Below are 12,823 nucleotides of genomic sequence, written 5' to 3' on the forward strand. Positions count from 1 at the left end.
GAGACTATGAGCGATAGAAACATTTCAACGTTACATACCTGGAATAAGGCACTTATAGATTGCGTTAAATTGACTGAGGATAATGTCTTAAAAGAGGGAGCAAAAATGGACCATGAAATTATTGAAAAATTAGTCCAAGCATCAACGGTACCATCATGGAATAGCAACGTTCACAAATATAGATGTTAAGTTTGTTCTGGCCTGAATTATTCAGGCCTTTGTTTAATGACTCATACCATTATAAAACATTATCCATCATGCACTGAATGAAAGGCTTTACTTCTTCTTTCCGTATATTGTTTGCTTCCTGAAGTGTCTCATCGGTAATGCTGAGTTCTTTCGTTACTTTATTTTTTGTATCGTGTAATTTTTTATCCATGATGACCTTGATACCTATTGTGTATGTATGGCCGTCGGGAAGTAATTCCGCACATTTTTCAATGCGTGTATTAGCGTTCTGTCTCATTATCTCCGTTCTTTCATGTGCCGCATTCGCGTTTGCAAAGGTAGCTACTGTAAGAGATGTAATTAATATGCAAGCTAATTGTTTCATATCGTCTCCTTGTTGAGGTAAATTAAGTTATTTTTTATCCATGAGAGTTGATTACAAGCAGAGATCTCATTATTTAAAGTATATCGCTAAGTAATGTAGATCTGCTGTAAGTAAGGATATTGCTTTTCTGTGTTTACATTTAGAATATAGGCTCAAGGAAAAGTTCATCGAATGGCGTAAGTATTTTTTTAATTTTTATTGCTAGATGGTAGTTAATGTTATAAATATAATTAGGTTTTTAATGAAAATAATATCACTTAAGAAAATCCCGATTAACACATTAAAGCGTCTTTATTTACCCATTTACCCATTTACCCATTTACACATTTACCCAAACTACGGCAGTGGTTGTAGCCGGGTTATTATGTGCAACATCAAGCCGTTCTTTAGCCGATTTTCGATTATCGTTTCTCGAATCCTCTAGCATACTGAACCCAGCACCGAGCAACATAACATGGCCCAATCATTATTCCCATCACATGCACCATATTGGTGCAGTAAAGGCCCGCTTATTGTGCAGGGTACTCTCCTGTTTATATGGACTTTTCACTGCCATCCTGCCGGCGAAAAAATTAAATTCACTCAATTTTGAATCAAATGAATCATCCAACCTGACCCCCTGCTGATTCTTTATCCTTTTAAAACGCTGCTCTGCCGTGCCAAGAATGAATCAATTGAATCATATTGAATCATTCTTGGCATATCCGTTGCAATTATGATTGGGATGAATCAAAACAACGGATAACCCTATGGATCAGCTTGCTCTGTGCCAGGCCATTAAAGCGCAATACGAATCCTTGCCGAAACAGGTACGGCAGGCGGCCAGTTTTGTTCTTGATCACCCGCAGGAAGTGGCGGTGATGTCTATGCGCGAACAGGCCCGGCTGGCGGGTATCCCGCCGTCCACCATGACCCGGCTGGCAAAACGCATCGGTTTATCGGGCTACGACGATATCCGCGATATCTTTATCAACGCCGTGCGCGCCAAGGGACATGAATACGGCTCCAGGGTCCCCGCGCTGGTGGAGATGAAACAGAAGGTGGGGGAGAGTTCGTTGCTGCTGGACCTGGCCAACACCACCACTGCCCATATTCAACAACTGTGCCAGCCCGATAGCCTGGCGGGAATCGTGCGCGCCGCCAAGACGCTATCGGCGGCCCGGGACATCTATTGCCTGGGACTGCGGTCCTCGTTCCCGGTGGCGTTTCACTTCTGCCATGTGGCCGCCTACTTTCAGCACAACGTCCATTTGGTGGAAGGAGCGGGTGAGAGCGGCATCATGTCCCTGATGAGTAACATCGGGCCTAAAGATGCCCTGCTGGTGTGCAGTCTGTCGCCCTATTCGCGCCGTTCAGTGGCCCTGACCCGCTACCTGTCCCAGCAGAAAGTCAAAATTATCGCCATCAGCGATAACGCCAGTTCGCCGGTGGCGCGGCTGGCCGGCGAATCCATCCTGGTAAAAAAACAGACCACCTCCTTTTTCGACACCCTGACGCCGGCTTTCCTGGTGAGCGAACTGCTGGTGGCCCTGATGGCCGCCACCGCTAAAGTGGATGTGCGCGCCTCGGTCAGTGCCACCGAGGAGAAATTATGGGCCATGGGCGAGTGGTGGAGCAACGAATAATTCCCCCTTGACCGGTCCAAACCCCGCAGCGTTATGAAAATTTTATAGGAAAACAACATGAGTGATTACAAGCCAGAATTGACCACCGCACCGAAGCACGGCCATAAAAGCCTGCTCTATTCCGAGGTGGTAAGTGATTTAAATACCCTTGATTCGGTGGATATCGCGGTTCTGGGCATTCCCTACGGTTCCCCTTACTCCATTGATGAGGTCACCAACGATCAGACCAATGCCCCCACCGCGGTACGGCAGGCCACCGATCGCGCGGTGCGCAGCATTGAGCGCTACGATTTCGATATCGGCGGTCCGCTGATGGACAATCAGCCGATCCACATGGTGGATTGCGGCGATATCGCCGGCGATGCCCGCACATTGGGCGGCCACTACGACGCCGCCGAAGCGGTGATACGCAAAATCCTCTCCCTCGGCGGTTTACCGCTGGTGATTGGCGGCGACCACGGGGTGCCTATTCCGGTGCTGCGGGCCATGGATACCCTGGGGCCGATTACCCTGATTCAAATCGATTCCCATCTGGACTGGCGGCAGGAAGTCAACGGCGTGACCGACGGCTACTCCAGCCCCATCCGCCGGGCGTCGGAAATGAAACACATCGGGGAGATTTTTCAGATTGGCCTGCGGGCCAACGGTTCCGCCCGCCAGGAGGAAGTGGATGCCGCGCTGGCTTACGGCGCGCATCTGATTACCGCCCATGAACTGCATGATGAGGGGGCGGAGGCGATTCTGAGCCGTATACCCGACGGCGGAAACTACTACCTGACCCTGGATGCCGACGGCATCGACCCCACCATTATGCCCGCCGTCGCCGGCCCGGCGCTGGGGGGCGTCACCTATTCCGAGGCCCGTAAAATCATTCAGGGCCTGGTGAAAAAAGGCCGGGTGGTGGGCATGGATATCGTTGAAATCACCCCGAAAAAAGATCTTAACGGCATTACCGCTATCACCGCCTGCCGGTTCTTTGTCAATCTTATCGGCACGGCGGTTCGGGCCGGGTATTTCAAAAAATAGTGTCATATCTTGCGCCGGTTCCGGCGAGGGGAGGTCTTTCGGGCCTTTCCTGCCGGCCGCGCTGTATTTCAACCTTTGACTGTTCAGGATTTGCATAATGAAAAGACGCTTTGCAATATCAATACTGGTGGGCACGCTGGCCGCTTTTTCCATGGTGACGGCCAATGCCGCCACGCTCCTCGATACCATCGTCAGCCAGAAAACCCTGCGGGTGGCGGTGCCGGTGGATTATCCGCCCTACGGCTACGTGGGCGGCGACATGGTGCCGCAGGGTCTGGATATCGATGTGGCCAACCTGATCGGCGAGAAGCTGGGGGCAAAAGTCACCCTGGTGCCGGTGACCGCGCCGAACCGGGTGCCTTATCTGCAAACCGGCAAAGCGGACATGACCATTTCCTCGTTGGGCAAAACCGCCGAACGCGCTAAGGTCATCGATTACAGCATCGCCTATGCGCCGTTTTTTGACGCGGTCTTCGGCGGCGCCAAAACTCAGGCGACGAATTATGCCGAACTGGCGGGTAAAACCGTTTCCGTGACGCGGGGATCGATGCAAGACGAAGAGTTGACACGTCTGGCGCCGAACGCCGAGGTGAAGCGATTCGAAGATAACAACAGCACCATCTCCGCCTTTCTTTCCGGTCAGACCCAGTTGACGGCTATCGGCACCACGGTGGCCGCCGCCATGCAGCAAAAGCATCCCGGGCTGGATTTGCAGCTGAAAGTGATTTTGTCCAATTCTCCCTGTTATGTGGGTATGCCCAAAGGCCAACCGGAACTGGTGAGTAAGGTCAATGAGATCCTGCGCGCCGCCAAGGCAGACGGCACCCTGAGCAAGATTTCCCAGAAATGGCTGGGCGCGCCGGCCGGCGATTTGCCGGAATAAGCCGGAATAAATGACGGGACCTGATGAGATGACGATGACAAGCGCTACCCAAACCCTGGCACGCTGGCTGACGGCGCTGGCGCCGGGTGACGTGCCCGGCGCGGTGAGTTGGGTGGCCACCCGCTGCCTAGTGGACACGCTGGGGGTCATGCTGGCGGGTTCGGCCACTTCCGTCGCCGGTATGGCTCGCCGGGTCATCGCGGTGAATGCCGCTACCGGCGCCGCCGCGGTGGCGGGGGACGCTCTGCGGGTTAGCGCCCCGGCGGCGGCATTTGCCAACGGCGTGGCCGCCCACGCCCTGGATTTTGACGATAACTGCTATGCCGGTTTTGTCCATGGTTCGGCGGTGATCGTGCCGGCGGCGTTAGCCGTCGCGCAAACACGCCGCGCCGACGGACAGACATTGCTCACCGCTTTGGTGGCCGGAGCGGAATGTCAGTACCGGGTCGGTATGGCCCTGGGCCGCCCCCTTTACGATCGCGGCTGGTGGACCACCGGCGTGCTCGGGGCGATTGGCGCCTGCGCCGCGTCCGCCCGATTAATGGGTCTGGACGCTGAAACCACTGCTCATGCCCTGGGGCTGGCCATAGCCGGCACCGGCGGGATGAAAAGCGTGTTCGGCAGCGACGCCAAACCGCTGCTGGCGGGGCGGGCCGCCGAAGCCGGCGTGACGGCGGCGCTGCTGGCGGAGCAGGGAGCAAGGGGGCCCCTCGACGCCCTGGAGCATGCTTACGGCCTGGCGGCGCTGTTTAACGACGGACATTTTGAGGCTAAGTGGCTTAATCCGCCGGAAGACGATTGGTGTTTGCTAGCGCCGGGGGTGGACGTCAAGCGCATACCGGTATGCCTCTCGTCCCACGCGGCGGTGGACGGGGTATTGAAGCTGGTGGCGGAGCACGGCATCGAACGGTCGCGGATCGCCGGCATCCGCTGCGACGTGCCGCCGGTGGTGGTCGCCAATCTTATTTATCCCCATCCCCGCAGCGGACAGCAGGGGCAGTTCAGTTTGCCGTTTGCCGTGGCGGCGTCTCTTCTGTTCGGCGAACTGACCCTGGAGCATCTGGACGATGCGCTGATGGCGGATAAAACGCTGACGGCCTTGATGGAACGGGTGAGCATGGTAAGCGGCCCGCGCTGGCAAGACGCCTCCCTGCTCACCGTCGCGCCGGAAGGGGCCGAGGTCACCCTAAGCCTGCATGACGGCAAGACCTTCAGTTGTTTTATGCCCAAGGCTATCGGCAGCGCTGATTACCCTTTGAGCGACGGGGCGCTGGAAAATAAATTCCTGCGCTGCGCAGGCAGGGTAATGGAACCGGCGACGTCGAAGCGGCTGGTAGCGGCGCTATGGCAATTGCCCCGGTTGGCCGATGTCAACGAACTTGCCGAAATGATGACGTTGCCGAGGGTGGACGGGATATGAATGAATTGTCATCGGGATTCACGTTCTCAGGGGCTCAATCTCATCGGAACGCAATGCGGTTCGGCAATGATAGCCGAATTTTCACCGGTAACTTTTCGCCGGAAATTTTTCACCGGTACGAAGGGAGGGCAGGTGATGACGTTTGATTTTTCCTCGGTTTTGCAGCAATGGCCGCTCTTGCTGAAAGGTACCCTGATCACACTGGCGATGACGCTGGTGTCCACGGTGCTCGGCCTGATTCTGGGCATCGCCTGCGGCTGGGCGAGGGCTTACGGCAAAAGGTGGCTGCGCCATCTGACGGGCTGCTACATCGAACTGGTGCGCAATACGCCCTATATCGTGCAGCTGTTTTTTATCTATTTCGGCCTGCCGGCCTTGGGACTGAATTTGTCCGCCATTACCGCCAGCGTCCTGTCCCTGATCCTGAACCTGGCGGCCTATGCCGGCGAGATCACCCGCGCCGGCATCGACGCCACGCCCCGCAGCCAGGTGGAGGCGGCGCAAAGCCTGGCGATGAATCGCTGGCAGATATTTTCCCGGGTGGTGCTGCCGCCGTCGTTGTCCCGGGTCTGGCCGGCCCTGATAAGCCAGGTGATCATCATCATGCTCGGGTCGGCGGTATGCAGCCAGATTTCCACCGAGGAGCTGTCGTTCAGCGCCAGTCTCATCGCCAGCCGCTCATTCCGCAATTTTGAAGCTTTTATCATCGCGGCGGCGATTTACCTGGCGTTGGCGATTTTTGTGCGCCAGTTCCTCGGCTGGGTTGGGCCGCGGTTTATCTTCGGACAAGCGGCGAGGAAACGGTCATGAGCGATTTCACCCTATGGGATATTTTCCGCAATCTGCTGTTGGCGCTGCGCTGGACCGTAGGATTGTCCGCCATCGCTTTTGTCGGCGGCGGCATCGTCGGGGCCATCCTGCTGATTATGCGCCTGTCGCACCGGAGATGGCTGCAATGGACGGTTATCCTCTATGTGAACCTGTTCCAGGGCACGCCGCTGCTGATGCAGCTGTTCCTGACCTATTTCGGCCTGGCGCTGTTCGGCATCAATACCACGCCGCTGTTCGCCGCCAGCATTTGCCTGACGCTCTACGCCAGCGCCTACCTGACGGACATCTGGCGCGGCAGCGTGGAAAGCATCCCCCGCCAGCAGTGGGAAGCGTCCGCCAGCCTGGCGCTCTCCTTTGGCGAACAGCTGCGCTACGTCATTTTGCCCCAGTCGTTCCGGCTCGCCCTGGCGCCGACGGTGGGTTTCCTGGTGCAGGCGGTGAAAGCCACCGCCCTGGCGTCGGTAATCGGTTTTGTGGAACTGACGCGCTCGGGGCAGATCATTTCCAACGCGACGTTTTCGCCCTTTCTGGTCTACGGCAGCGTGGCGTTGCTCTATTTTGTGCTGTGCTTCCCCCTCTCCTGGTGGAGCCGGCATTTGGAAAAACAGTTAACCCGTGGAGCAAACCGGCATGAGTGAACTTTCAACGGACAAGCCCTTCGCGGTGGTGGATATTCAGGGCCTGCATAAGCGCTTCGGCGATAACGAGGTGCTCAAGGGCATCGATTTGCAGATTAAACGCCAGGAGGTGGTGTGCATCCTGGGCAAAAGCGGTTCGGGCAAAAGTACGCTGCTGCGCTGCATCAACGGCCTGGAAAGCTTTGAAGAGGGAACGCTCCGCGTGGACGGGCAGGCCATCAAACAGCACGACCCGGTCGCCATGCGCGATTTGCGTCAGAACGTCGGCATGATTTTTCAAAGCTTTAATCTTTTTCCTCATCTCACGGTGGGCAGAAACATCATGCTGGCCCCGTCGCTGGTGAAAAAAATGCCGAAGGATACGGCGGAACGCGCCGCCCGGCTGCTACTGAAGCGCGTCGGCCTGGAAGAAAAATTCCATACCTGGCCGGACAATCTCTCGGGGGGCCAGCAGCAGCGCGTGGCCATCGCCCGTGCCCTGGCCATGACGCCGGAAGTGTTGCTGTGCGATGAGATCACCTCCGCCCTGGATCCTGAGCTGGTGGGTGAAGTGCTGCAGGTTATCGAGGCTCTGGCTACGGAGGGGATGACCATCATCATGGTGACCCATGAGATGAATTTCGCCCGCAAGGTCAGCGACCGCATCATATTTATGCATCAGGGCAAAGTCCACGAAACGGGTACGCCGACGGAGATTTTCGACAACCCGCAAACCCCTGAACTGAAGCAATTCCTGGCCTGATGGCCCCATTGCCGGCAGCCTGTCCCGCCAGGCACTTTGTCAACAAACTCACCGGCCTAAGGCCGGTATTAATCTTCGCCTCGGCACGCGCCCCGGCCATAAACCGCACTATCATGATATTTGGAGAAACAAGCATGGTCCATACCCGTATTCGTCCGTTCAATACCAAGGAAACCTATCCGGAACAGAAGCTGGATAACGATTTATGCCAGGCGGTGGTGGCGGGGAATATGATTTTCCTGCGCGGCCAGATAGGCCAGAACCTCGATACCCGCGAATCCGTGGGCATTGGCGACGTGGCGGCGCAAACCGAACAGGCGATGTACAACATCAATATGCTGCTGGAAGAAGCGGGCAGCAAGCTGGAGGATATCTGTAAAATCACCGTCTATCTCATTGATGTGCGCTACCGTGAAACGGTGTACAACATCATGGGGCGCTGGCTGAAAGGCGTTTTCCCGGTCTCCACCGGCCTGATGATCAGCCACCTGGCCCGGCCGGAGTGGTGGGTGGAAATCGATGTGATCGCCGTTAAGCCTTAAGGAGCATGCCGATGGTTACCGCAATCGAGCTGTTGTCGGCGCTGGTGGGCTATCCGACCCTGAGTCGCCGGTCGAACCTTGGGTTGATAGATTTCGTTGAGTCCTATCTGGCGGATTTCGGTATCGGCGCCCGCAGAATCTACAGCGAGGACGGAAGCCGGGCCAACCTTTATGCCACCATCGGCGCCGCGGACCGGGGGGGCATCTGCCTGTCCGGCCACTCTGACGTGGTGCCGGCGGACGGGCAACCCTGGAGCAGCGATCCATTCACCCTGCTGCGACGCGGCGACCGGCTGTACGGCCGAGGCAGCGCCGATATGAAAGGCTATCTGGCGTGCGTATTGGCCATGGTGCCCCGTTTCATCGAGGCGACCCGTGCCGCTGACGCCCGGCCGGTGCATATCGCCATCAGCTATGATGAAGAAATCGGCTGTGTCGGGGTGCGGGGATTACTGGATGAGCTGGCCCTTGACGGGGCCCGTCCCACCGGTTGTATTATCGGTGAACCGACCCTGATGCGGGTGGCCACCGCCCATAAAGGCAAAAGCGCCTGGCATTGTCTTGTGCAAGGGCAGGCGGCCCACTCCTCGCAAAATCATCTTGGCGTGAATGCCGTTGAATACGCGGCGGAGTTGGTGCTGTTTTTACGCAGCCAAGGTCGCGGCTGGCGGCAGGAAACCCAGGACAGCCGCTACGATCCGCCCTGGTCGACGGTGCAGGTGGGCACCATAAGCGGCGGCAGCGCGGTGAATATCGTGCCGGATAACTGCGAATTCGAGTTTGAAATCCGCCCGCTGCCCGGTACCCGGCATCACCTGCTGGCTGGAGAACTGGGGGATTACGCCAAACGTCTGCTGCCGGAAATGCGCTCGGTGTCGACGGCGGCGGATATCCTGCTGGAGCGGCGGGCGGAGTATCCCGGATTACTGGACGACGGCTCCCTTGATGCCCTTAAGCACCGTTGCGCCGGTGCGCTGGGACAGAAGGGCTTTGATTCGCTGAGCTTCGGCACCGAGGCCGGACTGTTCCAGCAGGCGGGCATTCCCACCGTGGTGTGCGGCCCGGGCTCCATCACCCAGGCCCATAAGGCGGATGAGTATGTGGATATCGAGCAGTTGGAACAGTGCCAGCGGTTTCTGGGGAAAATAGCGGGGTGCTGACAACTTTCGGCGTAAATCATAAACGATCAGCGCTTAGGTATTCCCGCGATGTATCAGCGCTGCTCCGGGCCGGATCGTTCCATTCGTAAATTTGATTTGAGGCGGGATCGCAGCAACAACAGCCGCCGCATTTTGCGCTTTTTGTCGTATAGCTGATGATTTTGTCTTTTTGCAGCCAGATGTCCAGCATGCCGCTGACCACCTGCGGCTCGCTGTGAAAATGGGTACTGACATCCAGCAGGCTCACCCGTTTTTTGTCACGGATATAATTTCTCAATTCTACTAAATTCATATCTATACCTCCAATGCAAGACCCGGCTCAGTCGCCGCCGGGCCCGGATTTATTCGGTTTTGGCCACCAGCGTCGTCATAGACTTGCCGGCGTTGTGCAACAGCACCAGGGTAACTAAAAAGGCGATTATCACCACGGCAATCGCGATGCTGGAATAAAGCTGATGCTGCATAAAGGTGCCCGCCTGATACACCAGTACCGCCGAACCGTATCCCAGGCCGGTGGTCCACCCTGCGGCGAAGAGGGTCCAGCGGGTTCCCACCTCGCGCCAAATGGCGGAAACGGCGGCGCAACAGGGGATATACAGCAGTATCATCATCAGGTAGGCGAAGGCGCCCAACGATCCGGAAAATAACGTGGTAATGGCGGTAATGGACGATACCGATACTGACTGTTGCGCAGCGGCGGCATTGCGGTCGCTAAGGTCACCGACGCTAATACCCAGCGGATCGGTAAAGGCGGAGCTTAATTTATGCAAATTTTCCGGGATAGTGGCGAAAGCGGCGGTGATACCGTCACGCAGGCTGAATGCTTTGCCATTATTGGCCGCTGTAACGTCCTGGGCACCCGTTGTTGATGCAGCGCCGATAGTGCTATAAAGGGAATTCAGGGTGCCCACCACCGCTTCCTTGGCGAAAATGCCGGTAAAAATCCCCACTGCGGCGGGCCAGTTATCCGGTTGCATCCCCATAGGGGCAAATACCGGTACGATGGTTTGGCCGATGGAGGAGAGCACCGATTTATTGGTGTCCTGGTTGCCGAAAGACCCGTCGGTACCCAGCGAATTCAGGAAGCTCAGAATTGCCACGATCGCGACAATCAGCTTGCCCGCCCGCAGGATAAAACTTTTCAGCCTGTCCCAGGTGCGCTGCAAAATGCCGCGCAGGGTGGGTAAATGATAGGGCGGCATCTCCATGACGAATGAGGACGCCTCGCCGCGCAGCGCGGTGTGTTTTAACAGGTATCCGGTACCCACCGCCGCCACGATGCCCAGGATATACAGCAGGAAGACCAGGTTCTGTCCCCCCACCGGAAAGAATGCGGTGGCGAACAGCACGTAAACCGGCAACCGGGCGCCGCAGGACATAAAGGGCGCCATCATTACGGTAATAATACGATCTCGCGGATTTTCGATGGTGCGGGAGGCCATGATGGCCGGCACATTACAGCCGAAGCCTACGATAAGCGGCACAAAGGCTTTGCCGGATAATCCCAGCGCCCGCATCAGGCGGTCCATGACAAAGGCCGCGCGTGCCATATAACCGGAATCCTCCAGCCAAGATAAAAAAAGATAGAGGCAACCGATCACCGGAATAAACGACGCCACGGTCTTGATACCATTGCCGATGCCGTCCGCCAAAATGGCTTTTAGCCATTCCGGCGTGCCTATCGCTTGCAACAGATGGCCGAAACCGTCAACGAATACCGTGCCGGTAAGCTGTTCGAAAAAATCAATAAAGCTGCTGCCGATATTAATGGTGAAGACGAACATCAGGTACATCACTGCAAAAAATATCGGGATGCCTAAAAAGCGGTGCAATACCACCTTGTCGATTTTATCGGTGAGGCTGGAGGATACCTGACCGTGGCGCATCACCGCCTGGCGAGCGATGGCGGAGACAAAACCATACCGTGCATCCGCCAGGAAAATATCCAGATCATCTTCATAATGTTCGACCAATTCGGCGATGGCGTGGTCGGCGTAGGCCAAGACGGGATCCGGCACCAGGGGACGGATGGTCCGGTCGCCCTCTAGCAGTTGGATTGCCAGCCAGCGGGGCTTGCCGGTGCTTTGAGCCGGAATGCGTCCGGCGATATCCTCAATGGCGCCGGCGATGTCGTCGGCATAAGGAATGCGGCTTTTTGGCAGCGGGGGCTGTTGCAAACCTTGCAGGCATAATTGGCGCAGATCGTCCAAACCCTTGCGACGACTGGCCACCATACCGATGACAGGACAACCCAGTCCGCGTTCGAGTGCCGCCAGATCGATTTCCAACTGATGCGCCTTGGCGATATCCATCATATTGACGACAACGATCATCGGCACAGCCATTTCGATGATTTGGGTTGTCAAATACAGGTTGCGTTCCATGTTGGCCGCATCGACGATATTTATCACCAGTTGCGCTTCGTTGGCAAGAATATAGTCACGGGCGATACGTTCATCTTCCGAACTGCGGGATGACGGATTCAGTGAATAAATGCCAGGCAAATCCACCAGCGTGATCAGCGTGTCGCGGTATTGGTAAGTACCGCTCTTTTTTTCAACGGTCACCCCCGGCCAATTGCCCACTGTCTGTTTACTGCCGGTGAGAGCATTGAACAGCGTGGTTTTACCGCAATTGGGATTTCCTACGACACAAATTACATTTTGTCCCGGCATGGCATTAATCCCTACTCTACATTCGGACTGTTTGCGTCCATTTTTTCCACCATCAGGATCCTGGCTTCTTCTTTGCGTACACTGATAGAGGAGCCTCTGACGCGAATTTCAATGGGATCGCCGAGCGGGGCGACGCGGGTTACCTGGAACAGAACGCCCGGCGTGACGCCCAAGGCCAGTAAACGCCGGCGATAATCGCTGGTGCCTTTGCTGTACCCGGTGACCCTACCCTGATCGTTAGGGGATAATTCCTGTAAAAACATACCCGGTACTCCCTGGTAGACGTTCGATGGGGGAAACCATGATTTTTTTTGCCATGTCATAATCCACGGCGATGCGATTATCTTCCACCGCAACCAATACCGGTCCTTTCTCCGAGCGTTGGATAACGCTGATTTCGCTGCCGGCGCGTAAACCCAAGGCGGCGAGTTGCTCCCGACGATCGTTTTCAAAGCGGATCAACGCCACCACCACCTTTGCCCCCAGGGGAATCTGCGCTAGCGACTGTAACCGCGTTATCCTGTCCGTCATCATAATTTTCCGGTTTTATAAACAATAGGCATCGTATCGGCGCTCGACTATGGGAAACACCGGTGAAATGAGAAGGCTAATCAATTGTATTCGTGCAGGCGTTGAGGCTGTTGATCTATATCAAAGGGGCTGGTTTCAGAGGATGAGAACTGTAAGAGTCTGTAATTGGCACATTAACAGATGATTTATCGGTGGCG

The 12,823-nt window shown here is 56.1% G+C and carries 15 protein-coding genes; 10 read left to right on the forward strand and 5 right to left on the reverse strand.

Features of this window, described 5'->3' with window-relative positions; genetic code table 11:
- Positions 1–6 precede the first annotated feature (6 nt).
- Positions 7–189, forward strand: a complete 183-nt coding sequence (gene dynB / locus HB631_RS01315; RefSeq protein WP_213989351.1) for a dynobactin A family peptide antibiotic — start codon at positions 7–9, stop codon at positions 187–189.
- Positions 190–238: 49 nt separating this feature from the next.
- Here the strand turns inward: dynB and HB631_RS01320 are convergent, their stop codons facing one another.
- Complete coding sequence (locus HB631_RS01320; RefSeq protein ID WP_213989352.1) at positions 239–553, reverse strand: hypothetical protein; 315 nt, start codon at positions 551–553, stop codon at positions 239–241.
- Positions 554–1,302: 749 nt separating this feature from the next.
- Between HB631_RS01320 and HB631_RS01325 the strand changes: the two genes are divergently transcribed.
- The 9 genes from HB631_RS01325 to argE all read left to right on the forward strand — a co-directional run bounded on the left by HB631_RS01325 (position 1,303) and on the right by argE (position 9,420).
- Positions 1,303–2,178, forward strand: a complete 876-nt coding sequence (locus tag HB631_RS01325; protein WP_213989353.1) for a MurR/RpiR family transcriptional regulator — start codon at positions 1,303–1,305, stop codon at positions 2,176–2,178.
- Positions 2,179–2,235: 57 nt separating this feature from the next.
- Positions 2,236–3,204 carry an agmatinase gene (locus HB631_RS01330; RefSeq protein WP_213989354.1) on the forward strand — a complete coding sequence of 323 codons (969 nt, stop codon included), beginning with the start codon at positions 2,236–2,238 and terminating at the stop codon, positions 3,202–3,204.
- Between the two features lie 97 nt (positions 3,205–3,301).
- Positions 3,302–4,087, forward strand: coding sequence for a transporter substrate-binding domain-containing protein (locus HB631_RS01335; RefSeq protein ID WP_213989355.1), 786 nt, complete (start codon positions 3,302–3,304; stop codon positions 4,085–4,087).
- Positions 4,088–4,121: 34 nt separating this feature from the next.
- A complete protein-coding gene (locus tag HB631_RS01340) occupies positions 4,122–5,507 on the forward strand; it encodes an MmgE/PrpD family protein (RefSeq protein ID WP_255556743.1) in 1,386 nt (461 codons plus the stop codon).
- 135 nt (positions 5,508–5,642) lie between these two features.
- Entirely contained in the window at positions 5,643–6,317 is a 675-nt protein-coding gene (locus HB631_RS01345; protein WP_213989357.1) for an amino acid ABC transporter permease, read from the forward strand.
- Positions 6,314–6,976: an amino acid ABC transporter permease gene (locus HB631_RS01350; protein ID WP_213989358.1), complete on the forward strand. Its 663-nt coding sequence runs from the start codon at positions 6,314–6,316 to the stop codon at positions 6,974–6,976. The genes HB631_RS01345 and HB631_RS01350 overlap by 4 nt, the downstream gene beginning before the upstream one ends.
- Positions 6,969–7,718, forward strand: a complete 750-nt coding sequence (locus HB631_RS01355; RefSeq protein WP_218626910.1) for an amino acid ABC transporter ATP-binding protein — start codon at positions 6,969–6,971, stop codon at positions 7,716–7,718. The genes HB631_RS01350 and HB631_RS01355 overlap by 8 nt, the downstream gene beginning before the upstream one ends.
- A 134-nt stretch (positions 7,719–7,852) precedes the next feature.
- The gene (locus HB631_RS01360; protein ID WP_213989359.1) at positions 7,853–8,260 is read left to right on the forward strand and encodes a RidA family protein; all 408 of its coding nucleotides are present in this window, start codon (positions 7,853–7,855) and stop codon (positions 8,258–8,260) included.
- Between the two features lie 11 nt (positions 8,261–8,271).
- Positions 8,272–9,420 carry an acetylornithine deacetylase gene (gene argE / locus HB631_RS01365; RefSeq protein ID WP_213989360.1) on the forward strand — a complete coding sequence of 383 codons (1,149 nt, stop codon included), beginning with the start codon at positions 8,272–8,274 and terminating at the stop codon, positions 9,418–9,420.
- Between the two features lie 16 nt (positions 9,421–9,436).
- Here the strand turns inward: argE and HB631_RS01370 are convergent, their stop codons facing one another.
- The 4 genes from HB631_RS01370 to HB631_RS01385 are packed head-to-tail and all read right to left on the reverse strand — an operon-like array spanning position 9,437 to position 12,629.
- Positions 9,437–9,712, reverse strand: a complete 276-nt coding sequence (locus HB631_RS01370; protein WP_213989361.1) for a FeoC-like transcriptional regulator — start codon at positions 9,710–9,712, stop codon at positions 9,437–9,439.
- Between the two features lie 49 nt (positions 9,713–9,761).
- Entirely contained in the window at positions 9,762–12,095 is a 2,334-nt protein-coding gene (gene feoB, locus HB631_RS01375) for a Fe(2+) transporter permease subunit FeoB (protein WP_213989362.1), read from the reverse strand.
- 11 nt (positions 12,096–12,106) lie between these two features.
- Entirely contained in the window at positions 12,107–12,358 is a 252-nt protein-coding gene (locus tag HB631_RS01380) for a FeoA family protein (protein WP_213989363.1), read from the reverse strand.
- Complete coding sequence (locus HB631_RS01385) at positions 12,333–12,629, reverse strand: FeoA family protein (protein ID WP_213989364.1); 297 nt, start codon at positions 12,627–12,629, stop codon at positions 12,333–12,335. The genes HB631_RS01380 and HB631_RS01385 overlap by 26 nt, the downstream gene beginning before the upstream one ends.
- Positions 12,630–12,823 lie beyond the last annotated feature (194 nt).

This window comes from Sodalis sp. dw_96 (assembly GCF_018449575.1).
In the GTDB taxonomy this organism is placed as follows: domain Bacteria; phylum Pseudomonadota; class Gammaproteobacteria; order Enterobacterales; family Enterobacteriaceae; genus Acerihabitans.

Excerpts from the sequence above, each read along its gene's own strand:
- HB631_RS01355 (WP_218626910.1), top strand. The coding sequence starts at position 6,969 with ATGAGTGAACTTTCAACGGACAAGCCCTTCGCGGTGGTGGATATTCAG.
- HB631_RS01385 (WP_213989364.1), bottom strand. The coding sequence starts at position 12,629 with ATGATGACGGACAGGATAACGCGGTTACAGTCGCTAGCGCAGATTCCC.
- dynB (WP_213989351.1), top strand. The coding sequence starts at position 7 with ATGAGCGATAGAAACATTTCAACGTTACATACCTGGAATAAGGCACTT.
- HB631_RS01350 (WP_213989358.1), top strand. The coding sequence starts at position 6,314 with ATGAGCGATTTCACCCTATGGGATATTTTCCGCAATCTGCTGTTGGCG.
- HB631_RS01370 (WP_213989361.1), bottom strand. The coding sequence starts at position 9,712 with ATGAATTTAGTAGAATTGAGAAATTATATCCGTGACAAAAAACGGGTG.
- HB631_RS01345 (WP_213989357.1), top strand. The coding sequence starts at position 5,643 with ATGACGTTTGATTTTTCCTCGGTTTTGCAGCAATGGCCGCTCTTGCTG.
- HB631_RS01325 (WP_213989353.1), top strand. The coding sequence starts at position 1,303 with ATGGATCAGCTTGCTCTGTGCCAGGCCATTAAAGCGCAATACGAATCC.
- HB631_RS01330 (WP_213989354.1), top strand. The coding sequence starts at position 2,236 with ATGAGTGATTACAAGCCAGAATTGACCACCGCACCGAAGCACGGCCAT.
- argE (WP_213989360.1), top strand. The coding sequence starts at position 8,272 with ATGGTTACCGCAATCGAGCTGTTGTCGGCGCTGGTGGGCTATCCGACC.
- HB631_RS01320 (WP_213989352.1), bottom strand. The coding sequence starts at position 553 with ATGAAACAATTAGCTTGCATATTAATTACATCTCTTACAGTAGCTACC.
- HB631_RS01335 (WP_213989355.1), top strand. The coding sequence starts at position 3,302 with ATGAAAAGACGCTTTGCAATATCAATACTGGTGGGCACGCTGGCCGCT.
- HB631_RS01360 (WP_213989359.1), top strand. The coding sequence starts at position 7,853 with ATGGTCCATACCCGTATTCGTCCGTTCAATACCAAGGAAACCTATCCG.
- feoB (WP_213989362.1), bottom strand. The coding sequence starts at position 12,095 with ATGCCGGGACAAAATGTAATTTGTGTCGTAGGAAATCCCAATTGCGGT.
- HB631_RS01340 (WP_255556743.1), top strand. The coding sequence starts at position 4,122 with ATGACAAGCGCTACCCAAACCCTGGCACGCTGGCTGACGGCGCTGGCG.
- HB631_RS01380 (WP_213989363.1), bottom strand. The coding sequence starts at position 12,358 with ATGTTTTTACAGGAATTATCCCCTAACGATCAGGGTAGGGTCACCGGG.